11 protein-coding genes, 2 tRNA genes and 3 rRNA genes are annotated in these 17,090 nt (G+C 55.6%); all 16 read right to left on the reverse strand.

What is annotated here, in order from left to right; translation table 11 throughout:
* Window positions 1-104: 104 nt before the first annotated feature.
* The 16 genes from ntrC to CLU88_RS08740 all read right to left on the reverse strand — a co-directional run bounded on the left by ntrC (window position 105) and on the right by CLU88_RS08740 (window position 17,077).
* Entirely contained in the window at window positions 105-1,784 is a 1,680-nt protein-coding gene (ntrC, locus tag CLU88_RS08665; RefSeq protein WP_099656247.1) for a nitrogen regulation protein NR(I), read from the reverse strand.
* Window positions 1,785-1,821: 37 nt separating this feature from the next.
* Window positions 1,822-2,844: a nitrogen regulation protein NR(II) gene (gene glnL, locus CLU88_RS08670; RefSeq protein ID WP_099658735.1), complete on the reverse strand. Its 1,023-nt coding sequence runs from the start codon at window positions 2,842-2,844 to the stop codon at window positions 1,822-1,824.
* Window positions 2,845-2,917: 73 nt separating this feature from the next.
* Window positions 2,918-3,430, reverse strand: coding sequence for a hypothetical protein (locus CLU88_RS08675; protein WP_099656248.1), 513 nt, complete (start codon window positions 3,428-3,430; stop codon window positions 2,918-2,920).
* Window positions 3,431-3,650: 220 nt separating this feature from the next.
* Complete coding sequence (gene glnA / locus CLU88_RS08680; protein ID WP_099656249.1) at window positions 3,651-5,066, reverse strand: type I glutamate--ammonia ligase; 1,416 nt, start codon at window positions 5,064-5,066, stop codon at window positions 3,651-3,653.
* Window positions 5,067-5,236: 170 nt separating this feature from the next.
* Window positions 5,237-6,058 carry a molybdopterin-binding protein gene (locus CLU88_RS08685; RefSeq protein WP_099656250.1) on the reverse strand — a complete coding sequence of 274 codons (822 nt, stop codon included), beginning with the start codon at window positions 6,056-6,058 and terminating at the stop codon, window positions 5,237-5,239.
* Window positions 6,055-6,966: an EI24 domain-containing protein gene (locus tag CLU88_RS08690; RefSeq protein ID WP_099656251.1), complete on the reverse strand. Its 912-nt coding sequence runs from the start codon at window positions 6,964-6,966 to the stop codon at window positions 6,055-6,057. Before CLU88_RS08690 ends, CLU88_RS08685 begins: the two co-directional genes overlap by 4 nt.
* Before the next feature lie 41 nt (window positions 6,967-7,007).
* Window positions 7,008-8,021 (reverse strand): sterol desaturase family protein, encoded by a 1,014-nt coding sequence (locus CLU88_RS08695; protein WP_099656252.1) that lies wholly within the window; start codon window positions 8,019-8,021, stop codon window positions 7,008-7,010.
* A gap of 45 nt (window positions 8,022-8,066) precedes the next feature.
* Window positions 8,067-8,849, reverse strand: coding sequence for a polysaccharide deacetylase family protein (locus CLU88_RS08700; protein ID WP_099656253.1), 783 nt, complete (start codon window positions 8,847-8,849; stop codon window positions 8,067-8,069).
* Between the two features lie 22 nt (window positions 8,850-8,871).
* Window positions 8,872-9,825, reverse strand: a complete 954-nt coding sequence (locus tag CLU88_RS08705) for a YncE family protein (protein ID WP_099658736.1) — start codon at window positions 9,823-9,825, stop codon at window positions 8,872-8,874.
* A 105-nt stretch (window positions 9,826-9,930) separates the two neighbouring features.
* Complete coding sequence (locus CLU88_RS08710; RefSeq protein WP_099656254.1) at window positions 9,931-10,680, reverse strand: 16S rRNA pseudouridine(516) synthase; 750 nt, start codon at window positions 10,678-10,680, stop codon at window positions 9,931-9,933.
* Window positions 10,681-10,772: 92 nt separating this feature from the next.
* Window positions 10,773-10,885, reverse strand: a 5S ribosomal RNA gene (gene rrf, locus CLU88_RS08715).
* 153 nt (window positions 10,886-11,038) lie between these two features.
* Window positions 11,039-13,917, reverse strand: a 23S ribosomal RNA gene (locus tag CLU88_RS08720).
* Between the two features lie 371 nt (window positions 13,918-14,288).
* Window positions 14,289-14,364, reverse strand: a tRNA-Ala gene (locus tag CLU88_RS08725).
* A gap of 32 nt (window positions 14,365-14,396) precedes the next feature.
* A tRNA-Ile gene (locus CLU88_RS08730) sits at window positions 14,397-14,473 on the reverse strand.
* Between the two features lie 91 nt (window positions 14,474-14,564).
* Window positions 14,565-16,093: ribosomal RNA gene (locus tag CLU88_RS08735) — 16S ribosomal RNA — on the reverse strand.
* The 16S, 23S and 5S rRNA genes sit together here with 2 tRNA genes alongside, the layout of an rRNA operon.
* 459 nt (window positions 16,094-16,552) lie before the next feature.
* On the reverse strand, window positions 16,553-17,077 hold the full coding sequence (locus CLU88_RS08740; RefSeq protein WP_099658737.1) for a phosphoribosyltransferase: 525 nt from the start codon (window positions 17,075-17,077) through the stop codon (window positions 16,553-16,555).
* Between the last annotated feature and the right edge of the window lie 13 nt (window positions 17,078-17,090).

A 17,090-nucleotide genomic window follows, 5' to 3' on the forward strand; every position in this document is an offset into this window, starting at 1 on the left:
AGCGCCAAGGGCAGCGAGCATGGTGCGCGCTGCCCCTGGAAATCAACATATCACTATAAATTTAATAGCTGCTAGCGCTTTATTAAAAAGCGCTAGAGTGCTTTTTAACCCTCATCCGGCGCATCCAGCCCCAGCTCCTGGATCTTGCGGGTGATGGTGTTGCGACCAATGCCCAGGCGTTGTGCGGCCTCCATGCGGCGGCCATGGGTGGCCGCCAAGGCCGTGCGAATGAGGCGCGACTCAAAGCGGCGGGTCAGCGCGTCCCACACATCGGGCTGGCCAGAGGCCAGCAGCTTCTGCGCATCACTCTCCAGCGAATGCTCCCAGCCAAGTACGGCGGCAGGCGCTTGCGACGCGAGGGCCGCAGGGGCGATGGAAGCCGGACCCGCAACCGACACGTCATAGCGGTCTGCACCAGCGCCCACGGGGACGGCAGCAGCCGGGGCGGCATAGGGCACCGCTGGGCTCACACCCGCAGGTTGCCAATCGGCAGGCACCGCCGCCGCAGGCGCAGCCACGGGTGCCAATGCCACAGGCACGGCCAGGGCAGGCTCGTGTGTTGCCACAGGTGCGGCGGCTGGCGCTGCAGCGGCCACCGGCACCAAGGGGGCTTCGAGCACCTCAGGGGGCAGGTCTTGCAACGAAATCACCTGGGCGGGCGCCATCACCGTGAGCCAGTGGCAAATGTTCTCCAATTGGCGCACATTGCCAGGAAAGGCAAACTGCTCCAGGCGGGCCAAGGCCGCGTCGGCAATGCGTTTGGGCTCCACCCCCAGTTGCCGCGCGCTTTGCTGTAGGAAATGGCGGGTGAGCATGGGCACGTCGGCATGGCGCTCGCGCAGTGCCGGCAAGCGCAGGCGAATCACGTTCAGGCGGTGGAACAAGTCCTCGCGAAACCCGCCCTCTTTGACGCGCTGCTCCAGGTTCTGGTGGGTTGCAGCGATCACGCGCACATGCGACTTGACGGCCGCATGGCCGCCCACGCGGTAAAACTGCCCATCCGACAGCACGCGCAGCAAGCGGGTCTGCAGGTCAAATGGCATGTCGCCAATTTCGTCGAGGAACAGCGTGCCGCCCTCGGCCTGCTCAAAGCGGCCACGCCGCTGCGTTTGCGCGCCGGTGAAGGCGCCCCGCTCATGGCCGAACAGCTCGGACTCCAGCAAGTCTTTGGGGATGGCTGCGGTGTTGATGGCCACAAAGGGGCCGTCTGCCACGGGCGAATGCTTGTGCAGCGCACGCGCTACCAGCTCTTTGCCCGAGCCCGATTCGCCCGTGATGAGCACCGTGACCTGGCTCTGCGAGAGGCGGCCAATGGCGCGGAACACGTCCTGCATGGCGGGCGCCTGGCCCAGCATCTCTGGCGTCTCGGCCTGGCGCTCCTCAGTCACCTCTTCGCGCTGGCTTTCTTCCACCGCACGGCGGATCAGCTCGACCGCCTTGGGCAAGTCAAAAGGCTTGGGCAGGTATTCAAACGCACCGCGCTGGAAGGCCGACACGGCGCTGTCGAGGTCGGAGTACGCCGTCATGATGATGACGGGCAGCCCAGGCTGCAGCTCGCGCACCTTCTCCAGCAATTGCAGGCCCGAGCCGCCAGGCATGCGGATGTCGCTGACCAGCACCTGCGGGCCTTGCCGGGCGGGGTCGCCCGCGGTCACATCGGCCAGTGCATCCAGCACTTCGCGGGGGTGGGTGAAGCTGCGCGTGGGCAGGTTCTCGCGGGCCAGCGCTTTTTCCAGGACGAAGCGGATCGACGGGTCATCATCTACTAACCAGATCGGCTTCATGTGTTTCTACCTTCCCTGTGGTTGTGTGCCTCGGACCTCAGGGGAGTGGAATCAGGATTCGGAAGTCGGTGCGACCCGCCACGCTGTCGCACTCGATCAACCCATGGTGGCGCTGCACAAACGTCTGTGCCAGCGTCAAACCCAAGCCCGACCCGCCATCGCGCCCCGACACCAGAGGGTAAAAAATCCGCTCTTTGATGGCATCGGGCACCCCCGGTCCGTTGTCGATGACATGCAATTCCAATGCCAGGCGATAACGCTGCCGGCCAAAGGTGACCTGCCGGGCCACGCGGGTGCGCAGGGTGATCACGGCATCGCCTTGCGCAATGCGCTCGGTCAGGGCCTGGGCGGCGTTCTGTACCACGTTGAGCAAGGCCTGAATCAGCTGGGCGCGGTCGCCTCGAAACTCAGGGATGGAGGTGTCGTAGTCGCGCACGACTTTGAGGCCCTGCGGGTATTCCACCAACACCAGCGAACGCACACGCTCACACACCTCGTGGATGTTCACATCACCCACCAAGTGGGGGTGGCGGTGGGGGGCCAGCAGACGGTCGACCAGGCTTTGCAGCCGATCGGCTTCGTGGATGATGACCTGGGTGTACTCCTTGAGTTCACGGCTTTCCAGGTCCATCTCCAGCAACTGCGCCGCGCCGCGAATGCCCCCCAAGGGGTTCTTGATTTCGTGCGCCAGGTTGCGGATCAGCTCTTTGTTGGCCAGGGCCTGTTCCCGCAGGCGCTCCTCGCGGTCCTGCCGGGCCTGCTGTTCCAGCGGCCACAGTTCCACCAGCATTTCGCCCAAGCGCTCTGAAGCCGCCACGTTCACATGCACAGGCACCGGGTCCTGGGTCAGGCGGCGCAGGCTGGCCTCAAAGCGCAGCGCGGCAAAGTCCTGCACCTTGGCACCCGACAGGGCCGTTTGCAGCAAGGCGGGGTCGGTGAAAAAGGCGGAGAAGTCAGCCCCCTCGAGCGTGCGGCGCGACAGCCCCAGCGTGTTCTCCAGAGCCGCATTGGCAAACTGCACCGAGCCATCGGTGCGCAACACGGCGATCAGGGTGGACAGCAGGTCCAGCGAATGAAAACGGCTGAGGCCCTGAGTGGCATCAGCCGTGTGGTTGGTTGTCACAGTGAAAATATCAGTTGGCGGGTAAACGGCTCAGTTCGCGTTTGATGCCAGCGACATCGCTCTCGCTGCGGGCGACTGCGGCCTTGAGCTCGGCAGTGCGCTCCATGTAGCGCTGTGGGTTGCGCAAATCCAGCGCATTGCGCTCTGGCGCCCCGCCGTTGTATTCCTTGACCAGTTCCGCCTGCCGGGCCTCGGCCTTGCGCAACTCGGACTCGAGGATTGCGCGTGCATCAGAGTCGCGCGCACGCTGGTCGTTGTTGCTGACGCGCGGTGCTCCAGCGGGGGATGACGATGAGGCAGAGGAAGAAGCAGAGGAGCCACCAGACGAGGCCCCGCCGCCGCCCGAAGGCCGCGAGCCCTGGATGACGGTGACGTTGCCACCTTCAACCAGTTTGCAGCCACGCTCCTTGGCTTGGGTGGCATTGTTGGTGTATTCGTTGCCGCAGCGGTAGATGCGGTCTTGCGCCAGGGCGGCGACTGGCAGCGCCGCCAAGATCCACAGGGTGAGTAGCGTTTTGTTCATAGATTTTCCTCGCACAGTGCATGCAGGGTTGCCGTGGAGTATCTCCCAATCACTCCGCATCGCCAATGTAGCGATGGGCACGGCTGGCAGGGATTTGTGTAAGGATGCAACGCTTTACACGACGGCCCTGCTGGGGTGGATAAACCGCGCTCACCAATGTTCCATAAAAAAAGGCGGCCGAAGCCGCCTTTTTGGCAAGTGACAGCCGCGTTGCGGGCTATCAGAGCGAGTAGTACATGTCGTACTCGACAGGGTGCACTGCCATGCGGAAGCGGGTCACTTCATTCATCTTCAGATCGATGTAGGCGTCGATCATGCTGTCGGTGAACACACCACCCTTGGTCAGGAATGCACGGTCCTTGTCCAGGTGCTCCAGCGCTTGGTCCAGGCTGTGGCACACGGTAGGCACCAGCTTGTCTTCTTCTGGGGGCAGATGGTACAGGTCCTTCGTAGCGGCTTCGCCAGGATGGATCTTGTTTTCCACGCCGTCCAGGCCCGCCATCAGCAGGGCTGCGAAGCCCAGGTAGGGGTTCATCAGTGGATCGGGGAAGCGGGCTTCCACACGACGGCCCTTGGGGTTGGCCACGTAAGGGATGCGGATCGAGGCAGAACGGTTCTTGGCCGAGTAAGCCAGCTTCACCGGGGCTTCGAAGTGGGGCACCAGGCGCTTGTAGCTGTTGGTACCAGGGTTGGTGATGGCGTTCAGGGCACGGGCGTGCTTGATGATGCCGCCGATGTAGTACAGGGCATAGTCAGACAGGCCTGCGTAGCCGTCGCCAGCGAACAGGTTCTTGCCATCCTTCCAGACGGACTGGTGCACGTGCATGCCGGAGCCGTTGTCACCGTGGTATGGCTTGGGCATGAACGTAGCCGTCTTGCCGTAGGCGTTGGCCACGTTGTGGATCACGTACTTTTGCAGGATGGTCCAGTCAGCGCGCTCAACCAGCGTGCTGAAACGGGTGCCGATTTCGTTCTGGCCAGCGCCCGCCACTTCGTGGTGGAACACTTCGACGGGAATGCCCAGGGATTCGAGGATCAAGGACATTTCAGCGCGCATGTCTTGCGTGCTGTCAACCGGAGGCACAGGGAAGTAGCCGCCCTTGACGGTGGGACGGTGACCACGGTTGCCACCTTCGAGCTTGGCGCCAGTGTTCCAGGGGGCTTCGTATTCGTCGATTTCGTAGAAGGTGTTATTGGGCTCTGTGCTCCAGCGAACGCCGTCGAAGATGAAGAATTCTGGCTCGGGGCCAAAGTAAGCTGTGTCGCCCAGGCCAGAAGCCTTCAGGTAGGCTTCAGCGCGCTTGGCGATGGAGCGTGGATCGCGGTCATAGGCCTTGCCATCGCTGGGCTCGATCACGTCGCAGGTCAGGATCAGCGTGGTTTCTTCAAAGAAGGGATCGATGTTGGCCGTGCTGGGGTCAGGGATCAGCTGCATGTCGGAGGCTTCAATGCCCTTCCAGCCAGCGATTGAAGAGCCGTCAAAGGCGTGGCCCGAAATGAACTTGTCTTCGTCGAAGTGAGAGACAGGCACCGTGGTGTGCTGCTGCTTGCCACGGGTATCGGTGAAACGGAAGTCAACGAACTTGACTTCGTTTTCCTTCACCATCTTCATCACATCTGCAACGGTCTTGGCCATCAGGTTCTCCTGGGTAAAGCGCTTGTTGAAAAAATTTAACGGAATTAAGCAGGTTGCGTGCCAACTGGCCACAACCACTGCACTACCGTGGCGCAAAGCCTTGGCATCTGAAGTGCCGAGGACAAAGCAATGCACCAAAAGCAATCACATCTCACAAAAAACCAACCCACTCACAAAGATCGCACCAATTCAGGGCCCAAATTTGCACCAATTGAGTGCAAACCCTGCAGCAAGCTGCTCCAACCGGCGGGCACCAGGTCTTTGGGCCCCTTCACCCCGAGCTCAATGTGGCGCCCATATTGGGGGTGGTCCACACTGGGCAGGCTGAAAACACGCAGGCCATGGTGGCTTTGCTCAATCTGCTCCATGAGCGGCGTCAGCGACGACTCCATGGCGCCAAACACAATCACCGAGCGCTCGACTTGGGGGGCTGAGTGAAAGTGGTCCTGGTAGTAGTGATCTAACGCCCACTCCATCATGGGCCAGGCCATGACGGGAAAGCCGGGTACGAAATGTACCCTGCCACCACCCTTGCCCAGACAACTGAAACCCGGAATTTTGTTGTACGGGTTAGGAATGATTTCTGCCCCTTGAGGGAAGACGCCCATGTTCAATCGATGCAGATTGTCCGCGCGCTCGGGCTCATACGCAACGCCCTGCTCCCGCGCCACATCCTGCATTCGCTCGCGGATCAGCGCTGCGGCACCTTCGTGCAGCGCCAGCTCACGCCCCAACGCAGCCCCAGCGCATTGCCTGGTGTGATCGTCAGGCGTTGCGCCAATCCCACCGCAGGAGAAGACCACGTCACCCGAGGCAAAGGCTCGCTGCAACGTGGCCGTGAGGCGGGCGGGGTTGTCCCCCACGTAGTCAGCGTAGGACAGAGACAGGCCACGGGCTGCAAGCAACTCTATGGCCTTGGGCATGTGCTTGTCCGCACGTTTGCCGGACAGGATTTCATCGCCAACGATGATCAAACCAAAGTGAGGGGTCATGGCGCAGCTCTATGTTGCTCTGTGAGGTTGTTGGCATCAGGCGCATGGGGAGGGTCAGACGCCGAGACATCCCGGGCCAGGGAGTTCCCCTCGACAGGTTGGGCCCGCAGTTCACGCTCCGCTCGCAAACGCTCCAGCGCATGAAGGCAAAAATGGGCAAACCAGAGCGAGGAAAACGCAAAGACCAGGGTGTAAATCCAGATCGCTAACGGTAGCAGCACCACAAAAGCCGCGGCAAACACCACACCGGAGGCCCAAACAATGCTCGGTGCAGCCCCCAGGTATCCCGTCAATATGCCGATTCCTAGCAAGCTGGGGCGGTACCGTTTAAACAGCTCCATGCGCTCTTCCTGGGTCGCATGCTCTGCCAAGGCATCAAATGCCATGACCCTGTAGCTCAGCCAGCCCCAAATCAATGGCGGCAGCACCAGCACCAGAGGTGGCACCAGCCAGAGGGGCATAGAGACCACCAAAGCCACCAGAGCCATCAGCGTGGACGCGATGGACCAAAGCAGGCCAGAGATGAAAGTCCCCCCTTGCTTACGCATCAGCTGGGGAAATCGCCTGGCAGCCACCATGTTGACCAAGGCAGGCGTCATGAGCAGTGCCACCCCCAGGAGTGACAACACAACCAAAACAGGAGACACCAGTAGCACCAGCATCAGCGGCGCCAGCCAGTCCAGCACGCTCGACACGCCCCAGGCTTCCAGCCACGTCAAAACACTGGACAAGAGGGAGGAGCCATCCAGCAATCGGGTCATTGCAGCAACGGCGCTATCCCAATAAAAGTGATGCGACACCAACGCCAAAATCGCCATCAATACCAGCGGCGCCGCAGACAGCAGCATGACGCGTGGGCGCAAACAATATGCGGCAGCACGCCAAAAGGAATCAAAAAGCAGACCCATAGCGCGAGCATAACGCGCCTGCAGAAAAGCCTTGAATACGCCTACGCGCGCCCCAACAAACGCAACATTCCGCGCCATTGCTGCGACCAGAATCCCTGCCCATAGTCACGTACCCTGCCATTGGCGTCGGGCTCGATCTGATCGCGGACTCCAGTGGGGTCATAGCGTTGTTCGAAATTAGCGGTCCCCATCAACATGTCCCACCAGGGTAAGAGCACACCAAAATTATGGCCACCCAGCACGACATGTTTTGCCGATACAACTTGCCCATCTGCACCATGGCGGGCGTCCTTCACAGTTTCATGGCCGATACCGACACTGTGATGCAGGCGGTGGAATCGCGGGCTCACCCAGAAGCGCTCACCAATCACTCCAAACCACACTCGTAGGTTAGCGTGCTGAAAGCTCTCGCTCAACTGGGCAATCGCCACGATCGCAATGAACTGGGCCGGTGCCACGCCAATGCACTGTGCAACGACCACCCAAATGACATCCCGCAATACGTCATCCAACAGGTGATTGCGGTTATCGGTCCACATGGTCATTTGCCGCTGCGAGTGATGCAGTGCGTGCAGCTTCCACCACCATTCAAAATGGTGTTGACCTCGGTGAATCCAGTAGTCCACAAAATCGAATACCACCAAGTAAACGATCAAGCTGACCCAAGGAATATCTGTCCAGCCAGGCAGCAATCCGTCTAGTTGCAAAGGGCTGAAACCCGCCAGCCTCAGCACGCCAAACAGCGAATCCATCACTGGCGCCAAAAGAAAGAACATCGCGACGCGGAACAACCCAAGTCGATGGATCAAGGTGTAAAGCACATCCACGCGCACTGCGGCGCGATCCACCACCAGCTCTACAGGCCGCCATTTCTGCAAGGGCCCAATCACCAGACAAATCACTGCAATTTGAAGCGCACCAACCAGTAGCCAACCTGCCGCGTCGTAACCTGACTCAAGGATGCCCCCCAAGCCCATCGCAAACAAAAGCGGCTGCATGACGCTTTCAAAAATCCACTGCTGCGCGGCATCAAAAATACTGGCGACCCATTCCATAAAACAGCGACCTCAATTTCTTTCAACGCAAGCGACCGCAAAGAATCATCGACGACCAACAAGACCAAGCTGGGGATGTTCTCTCAAGGTCTTAAAGCAAAACCCTTTTTGCTTCAATCCCACGATCAAAGGCTCCAACACGGCGGGAGCCCAGGGCTCTTGCCGTGACCAGATTCCAAGATGGGCCATCAAAATATCGCCACTGCGTATGTCCCGCAGAGCCTGGGCAAGTAACTTGGCGTTACCGAACTTTTCGCTGGGCAGTTCATCACCCAAAAAACCTGCTTGAGCCCAGCCTACGTGGCTGTAGCCGCAGGATTTTGCGGCCTGCTCCAATGCCGGGGAGAGCTTTCCACCAGGCGCCCGGAACAGTGGCAAGGTCGCCTGCCCGGTGAGAGCTTCAAGTCGTTGTGAAGCTTGTGTGAGTTCAGAGCAATAGGCTGCGGTGTTCATCACAAAAGATTCGCCTTGGCGAGACCCTGCCGAAGGCTTGACCCTGAAAGCAGACGCGCTCACATCCGATTGCCAGTAAACGTGGTTAAAGGTGTGCGATGCAAACGCATGCCCCTCTTTTGCCCGATCACGCCACCAAGGAGCCCAATAGTCACCCAGGCTGCCATCGCCTTCTTTGGTTTTCTCATTTGCCGCGAAAAAAGTGACCAGCACCTTGTGTCTCGCCAACACATCCGCGATCAATGGAGCCACGCCCATGTGGCCCGTATCAAATGTCAAATAAAGCGGCTGACGACAAGGCTCGACGGACGTTGCGAAGACTGAAGAAGCAAACAACAATCCCCAAGACAGCAAAGGCACAACCAAGGCTCGCATGTTGAGCTACTTTTTGTGCGTATCAACGCGGTGCGTGCTGCAAAGTCCAGACGCCATGGGGTGATTTGCCTACCGGAACCTGGCGGACGACTTTTTTCTCAACGGTGTCGACGACCGACAGCTTCTTCGCCCAGCGGGAACTCACATAAATATATCGACCATCTGCAGACACATCCATGCAATCGGGGCCACCCGGCACTGGATAGCTCTCAACCACCTCCTGGCGTTGCATATCAATCTTGCTGATCGTATTGGCCACTCGGTTGCTCACATACAGATGTTTGCCGTCCCCTGTCGCGCGAAAAGCATGTGCGCCACTGCCCGTTTTGATTTTCTTGATGCTCTGAGGCTGCGAAGCAGACACGTCAAAGACCTCTACGCTGTCACTGCCGGTCAACCCGACAAATAGCTTTTTGTCATCTGCGCTGCCATACACATCGGCAGGCATAGGTCCGGTTTTGATGCGCCACTTGATGGACTGAGAGGCGATGTCCATTGCAACCAGCTCGTCACTGTCCTGCATTGTGACGTAAGCCGTGGTGCTTTTGCTGTCAATCCAAACATGGCTAGGGGTGCGTGAGGTAGCAACCCGCTTCACCAAGGTCAAATCCTTGCCATCCCATTTATAAAAATCCACGTGATTCAAACGGTTGGCAGCCGTCACCAGCCACTTCATGTCTGGCGTAAAACGCAATTGGTAGGGGTCGACAATGTCCCGGACTGTCCGCTGCACTTCTGCAGTACGAGGATCGATAAACGTCAAAGTGTCACTCAAGGCGTTCGCAATGATCAGCGAACGCTCATCGGGCGTCAGATACAGGTGATGCGGTTCTTTGCCGGTAGCAATCCGCTGTGTCTCAGTCCAGGTCTCTGGGTTGATCACGCTGACGTTTGCATCCAGCGAGTTCAGCACAAACAATGGTGGGGACTGAGCGGCGAAAGCTGACACGGAGAGCAGTGTCGATGCCAAAAAGATGGGGACAAAACGGAAATAGACAGAAAAACCCACAAGCTACCTTTTGAATAAACGCACTCTAAGCATGCAAAGCACGTGCAATGTTCACAGACCTCATGAAACGAATCACGCGTGGAAGCCCAACTCTTTCAGATGGGTTGCATCCAGCCACATCCAATCGCCGGGCTTCATCGACTCAGGCAAAGCAAGCGCCCCAATCTGCGACCGGTGCAAACGCTCGACGCGGTTCCCCACTGCTGCAAGCATTCGTTTGACTTGATGGTACTTGCCTTCCAGCAAAGTGAGCTTCAGATGCGTCGAACCCACCATCTGAGCCGCAGCGGCTCGCACAGGCACGGGATCATCATCCAAAACCACGCCACCTAACAGGCGTTGAATTTGATTTTCATCAAGAGGGTGCTTTGTTGCGACCTCGTAAACCTTAGGCACATGCTTTTTAGGCGAGGTCATCCGATGGATGAACTGCCCATCATCACTGAGCAGCAGCAAACCTGTAGTGTCCTGGTCTAGGCGCCCAACCGCTTGGACCCCCTGAATCGCATTTTTGTTGGGTCGCTGCCTTAGGGGGGCTGGTAAAAGCGTGTAAACGCTAGGGTGCATTGAGGGTTTTTGGGAACACTCTGTACCCTCGGGCTTGTACAACAGAATGTAGGCCTTCTCACACCATGGCCACTCAAGACCCTGCACACGTAACCGCAAATCCTTAGGATTGAAATCCCGGGCTGAATCGGTAATCAACTCAAAACTGTCAGAGGAAGGAACAGCGGCGACCGACACCCAACCTTGCTGAACCAGCCCTGCACACACGCGACGCGTACCAAATCCCTGAGAAAAAAGAATATCTTGTAACTGCATTGCGATTCGGACTTGCCATTTATTGCAAATTCAATACCCATAACGCAAAACCCCCCAATCCTTATGGACTGGGGGGTATTGGGGCTATAAGAGCCTGACGATGACCTACTTTCACACGGGAACCCGCACTATCATCGGCGCAAAGTCGTTTCACTGTCCTGTTCGGGATGGGAAGGAGTGGTACCAACTTGCTATGGTCATCAGGCATAACTTGGTGCTGGGCTGTTCATGGAACAGCCTAGCGAATTCATAGAGTTTGGAATCAGATTTTATGTGTTTTGACTGCGTCAACTTGGCATAACAATCTTTGAGCTTTTCACACAAGCATGACTGCTTGAGCGTTGGCTATCAAAGTTATAGGGTCAAGCCTCACGAGCAATTAGTATCAGTTAGCTTAACGCATTACTGCGCTTCCACACCTGACCTATCAACGTCCTGGTCTTGAACGACTCTTTAGGGGGCTCAAGGCCCCGGCAGATCTCATCTTGAAACGAGTTTCCCGCTTAGATGCTTTCAGCGGTTATCTCTTCCACACTTAGCTACTCGGCAATGCCACTGGCGTGACAACCGATACACCAGAGGTGTGTCCACTCCGGTCCTCTCGTACTAGGAGCAGGCTTCCTCAAATCTGCAGCGCCCACGGAAGATAGGGACCAAACTGTCTCACGACGTTTTAAACCCAGCTCACGTACCTCTTTAAATGGCGAACAGCCATACCCTTGGGACCGGCTACAGCCCCAGGATGAGATGAGCCGACATCGAGGTGCCAAACACCGCCGTCGATATGAACTCTTGGGCGGTATCAGCCTGTTATCCCCAGAGTACCTTTTATCCGTTGAGCGATGGCCCTTCCATACAGAACCACCGGATCACTATGTCCTGCTTTCGCATCTGCTCGACTTGTCAGTCTCGCAGTTAAGCACGCTTATGCCATTGCACTATCGTCACGATGTCCGACCGTAACTAGCGTACCTTCGAACTCCTCCGTTACGCTTTGGGAGGAGACCGCCCCAGTCAAACTGCCTACCATGCACTGTCCCCGATCCAGATAATGGACCTAGGTTAGAACCTCAAACACACCAGGGTGGTATTTCAACGTTGGCTCCATGAGAACTAGCGTCCTCACTTCAAAGCCTCCCACCTATCCTACACAGATCTGTTCAAAGTCCAATACAAAGCTACAGTAAAGGTTCATGGGGTCTTTCCGTCTTTCCGCGGGGAGATTGCATCATCACAAACATTTCAACTTCGCTGAGTCTCAGGAGGAGACAGTGTGGCCATCGTTACGCCATTCGTGCAGGTCGGAACTTACCCGACAAGGAATTTCGCTACCTTAGGACCGTTATAGTTACGGCCGCCGTTTACTGGGACTTCAATCAAGAGCTTGCACCCCATCATTTAATCTTCCAGCACCGGGCAGGCGTCACACCCTATACGTCCACTTTCGTGTTTGCAGAGTGCTGTGTTTTTATTAAACAGTCGCAGCCACCGATTTTTTGCAACCCCTTTGGGCTCCCTCTGTACGAGTTCACCTACTTGGGGCATACCTTCTCCCGAAGTTACGGTATCAATTTGCCGAGTTCCTTCTCCTGAGTTCTCTCAAGCGCCTTAGAATACTCATCTCGCGCACCAGTGTCGGTTTGCGGTACGGTCGTCAATAGCTGAAGCTTAGTGGCTTTTCCTGGAAGCAGGGTATCACTCACTTCGTCTGCAAGCAGACTCGTTATCACCCCTCATCTAAGCCCGGCGGATTTGCCTACCAGGCACGACTACAGGCTTGAACCAACATATCCAACAGTTGGCTGAGCTAACCTTCTCCGTCCCCACATCGCACTATTGATCGGTACAGGAATATTGACCTGTTTCCCATCAGCTACGCATCTCTGCCTCGCCTTAGGGGCCGACTCACTCTACGCCGATGAACGTTGCGTAGAAAACCTTGCGCTTACGGCGAGGGGGCTTTTCACCCCCTTTAACGCTACTCATGTCAGCATTCGCACTTCTGATACCTCCAGCATCCGTTACCAGACACCTTCACAGGCCTACAGAACGCTCTCCTACCACGTGCAATAAATTGCACATCCGCAGCTTCGGTAACTGGCTTAGCCCCGTTACATCTTCCGCGCAGGACGACTCGATCAGTGAGCTATTACGCTTTCTTTAAATGATGGCTGCTTCTAAGCCAACATCCTGACTGTTTTAGCCTTCCCACTTCGTTTCCCACTTAGCCAATTTTAGGGACCTTAGCTGGCGGTCTGGGTTGTTTCCCTCTTGAGTCCGGACGTTAGCACCCGGTGCTCTGTCTCCCAAGCTGTACTCGTCGGTATTCGGAGTTTGCATAGGTTTGGTAAGTCGCCATGACCCCCTAGCCTAAACAGTGCTCTACCCCCGACGGTAATACTTGAGGCACTACCTAAATAGTTTTCGGAGAGAACCAGCTATTTCCAAGTTTGTTTAGCCTTTCACCCCTATCCACAGCTCATCCCCTAGTTTTGCAACACTAGTGGGTTCGGACCTCCAGTACCTGTTACGGCACCTTCATCCTGGCCATGGATAGATCACTTGGTTTCGGGTCTACACCCAGCGACTGATTCGCCCTATTCGGACTCGATTTCTCTACGGCTTCCCTATTCGGTTAACCTTGCCACTGAATGTAAGTCGCTGACCCATTATACAAAAGGTACGCAGTCACCCTTGCGGGCTCCTACTTTTTGTAAGCATGCGGTTTCAGGATCTATTTCACTCCCCTCCCGGGGTTCTTTTCGCCTTTCCCTCACGGTACTGGTTCACTATCGGTCGATTACGAGTATTTAGCCTTGGAGGATGGTCCCCCCATATTCAGACAGGATTTCTCGTGTCCCGCCCTACTTTTCTCTAACTTAGTACCACACGTCTGTTTTCGCATACAGGGCTATCACCTGCTATGGCCGAACTTTCCATTCCGTTTTGCTAACAGTCGTGCTATCACTAGAAGGCTCTTCCGATTTCGCTCGCCACTACTTTCGGAATCTCGGTTGATGTCTTTTCCTCGAGCTACTGAGATGTTTCAGTTCACCCGGTTCGCTTCGCATACCTATGTATTCAGTATGCGATACCTCTTGCGAGGTGGGTTTCCCCATTCAGAAATCTCCGGATCAAAGCTTATTTGCCAGCTCCCCGAAGCTTATCGCAGGCTATCACGTCTTTCGTCGCCTGTAATCGCCAAGGCATCCACCACATGCTCTTAGTCACTTGACCCTATAACTTTGACATCTCTTTCGAGATATCGCCATTATTTTCAAGGACTTGCCAGGTCTTTCACCTGACGCGTTATGCCGTAATGTGAATAATTCCTCGACTCTAGGTATTTCTACCTTTCATCTGAGAACATTCGTCATTACTGAATTTCAATCAGCTTTCGCTTATTGAATATTCGTTTTGACGCAATCAAAAAATTGTCATCAGAGGCACGGTCTGCACTAAACCTTTACGAATGTACAGTTTCCTCTGACAACTCTGATTCGACTCTATGAATTTTTAAAGAACAGCCGATTGATCAATCGATATTGATCAACAACAAAGTGGCCTTTTGCAAAGCCGCTTTGGTGTTGAAGTCCGATGCTTGTTGGTGGTGGAGGATGACGGGATCGAACCGACGACCCCCTGCTTGCAAAGCAGGTGCTCTCCCAGCTGAGCTAATCCCCCAGTTTCCTCTCACGTATCCGTCTATTGGAATATGGTGGGTCTAGTTGGGCTCGAACCAACGACCCCTGCGTTATCAACACAGTGCTCTAACCAGCTGAGCTACAGACCCATTCCGCCTTCTTGCGAATGACTTCGCAAGTCAGCAGCTTGTTCCAACAACCGATAAGTGTGGGCGTTCAATATTGAATGCAGTTTTCCAGAAAGGAGGTGATCCAGCCGCACCTTCCGATACGGCTACCTTGTTACGACTTCACCCCAGTCACGAACCCTGCCGTGGTAAGCGCCCTCCTTACGGTTAGGCTACCTACTTCTGGCAGAACCCGCTCCCATGGTGTGACGGGCGGTGTGTACAAGACCCGGGAACGTATTCACCGCGACATTCTGATCCGCGATTACTAGCGATTCCGACTTCACGCAGTCGAGTTGCAGACTGCGATCCGGACTACGACTGGCTTTATGGGATTAGCTCCCCCTCGCGGGTTGGCAACCCTCTGTACCAGCCATTGTATGACGTGTGTAGCCCCACCTATAAGGGCCATGAGGACTTGACGTCATCCCCACCTTCCTCCGGTTTGTCACCGGCAGTCCCATTAGAGTGCCCTTTCGTAGCAACTAATGGCAAGGGTTGCGCTCGTTGCGGGACTTAACCCAACATCTCACGACACGAGCTGACGACAGCCATGCAGCACCTGTGTTATGGCTCTCTTTCGAGCACTCCTCTATCTCTAAAGGATTCCATACATGTCAAAGGTGGGTAAGGTTTTTCGCGTTGCATCGAATTAAACCACATCATCCACCGCTTGTGCGGGTCCCCGTCAATTCCTTTGAGTTTCAACCTTGCGGCCGTACTCCCCAGGCGGTCAACTTCACGCGTTAGCTTCGTTACTGAGTCAGTGAAGACCCAACAACCAGTTGACATCGTTTAGGGCGTGGACTACCAGGGTATCTAATCCTGTTTGCTCCCCACGCTTTCGTGCATGAGCGTCAGTACAGGTCCAGGGGATTGCCTTCGCCATCGGTGTTCCTCCGCATATCTACGCATTTCACTGCTACACGCGGAATTCCATCCCCCTCTACCGTACTCTAGCTATACAGTCACAAATGCAGTTCCCAGGTTGAGCCCGGGGATTTCACATCTGTCTTATATAACCGCCTGCGCACGCTTTACGCCCAGTAATTCCGATTAACGCTTGCACCCTACGTATTACCGCGGCTGCTGGCACGTAGTTAGCCGGTGCTTATTCTTACGGTACCGTCATGGACCCCAGGTATTAACCAGAGTCTTTTCGTTCCGTACAAAAGCAGTTTACAACCCGAAGGCCTTCATCCTGCACGCGGCATGGCTGGATCAGGCTTTCGCCCATTGTCCAAAATTCCCCACTGCTGCCTCCCGTAGGAGTCTGGGCCGTGTCTCAGTCCCAGTGTGGCTGGTCGTCCTCTCAGACCAGCTACAGATCGTCGGCTTGGTAAGCTTTTATCCCACCAACTACCTAATCTGCCATCGGCCGCTCCGTTCGCGCAAGGCCTTGCGGTCCCCTGCTTTCATCCTTGGATCTTATGCGGTATTAGCAAAGCTTTCGCTTCGTTATCCCCCACGATCGGGCACGTTCCGATGTATTACTCACCCGTTCGCCACTCGTCAGCATCCGAAGACCTGTTACCGTTCGACTTGCATGTGTAAGGCATGCCGCCAGCGTTCAATCTGAGCCAGGATCAAACTCTACAGTTCGATCTTGATAAATTTAAAGTCTTTCGACTTAACTCATAAAAACGGAATTGAAGTGAACTTCACTTCTATTCTCATGAGCGTTTGTAGTGCTAAGCACTAGTTCCAAAGAACTTGGCACTCGCCATCAAACGCCCACGCTTATCGGCTGTATATTTTTAATGAACCGGATCACAAAGCAACCGAAGTTTTCTTTGCTTTCCCGACTTAGCTGCAATCAGCTGAGCCTTGAATTCTAGCACAGGTTTTAAAGTCCCGTCAAACTTGAGGGTCTTTGCAGTTTGCAGCAATTACCCTTTTCAGAACAACTACCGCATTTAGCGCAGCCTTAGATTGTACAACAGTTTTTAACCCGCCGACAACAAAAATCCAACTTTCTGCAACCCCTTTCGCTACCCCAACAATCTAAACCGTCTCAGTAGCGAAGCCCTCGATCATAGCACTACTTTGAGCCCCAAAACCTCAAAGCTTCCACTTTTCCAACAATCTATCGGGCCCCAAACTGTCGTAACCTTCGAAAGGCTGATGTATCCAAGGGTTTGAGGGCAAGAATTCAACAGAGTAGTCCGGGGTGAAAGAAGATACCCCCTTTGTCCAAATCACAGCACTACGAAGCTCTGTGATCGGTGCATAGTTTGTTCTCAACATATCCAGCACGGCCCTGAGCGTGTGACCCGAATCGGCCAAGTCATCCACCAACAGCACTCGCCCAGCAATTTCGCCTTTGGGTGTCGTAATGAAGCGCGCGATGTCCAAATGGCCTTGAACAGTGCCCGCTTCCGCTCGGTATGAACTCGTAGACATGATCGCCAGCGGTTTCGAGAAAATTCGACTGAGAATGTCTCCCGGCCTCAAGCCACCTCGTGCCAAACAAAGAATCGTGTCAAATTCCCAGCCAGATTGATGCACCTTGAGTGCCAATTTTTCAATCAGGCTATGGTACTCATCGTAGCTTACGTATAGGTGCTTGCCATCTTCTGTCAGCATCATCTTGCTCCAA

It is taken from the genome of Acidovorax sp. 56 (genome assembly GCF_002749705.1).
Classification (GTDB): Bacteria; Pseudomonadota; Gammaproteobacteria; order Burkholderiales; family Burkholderiaceae_C; genus Acidovorax.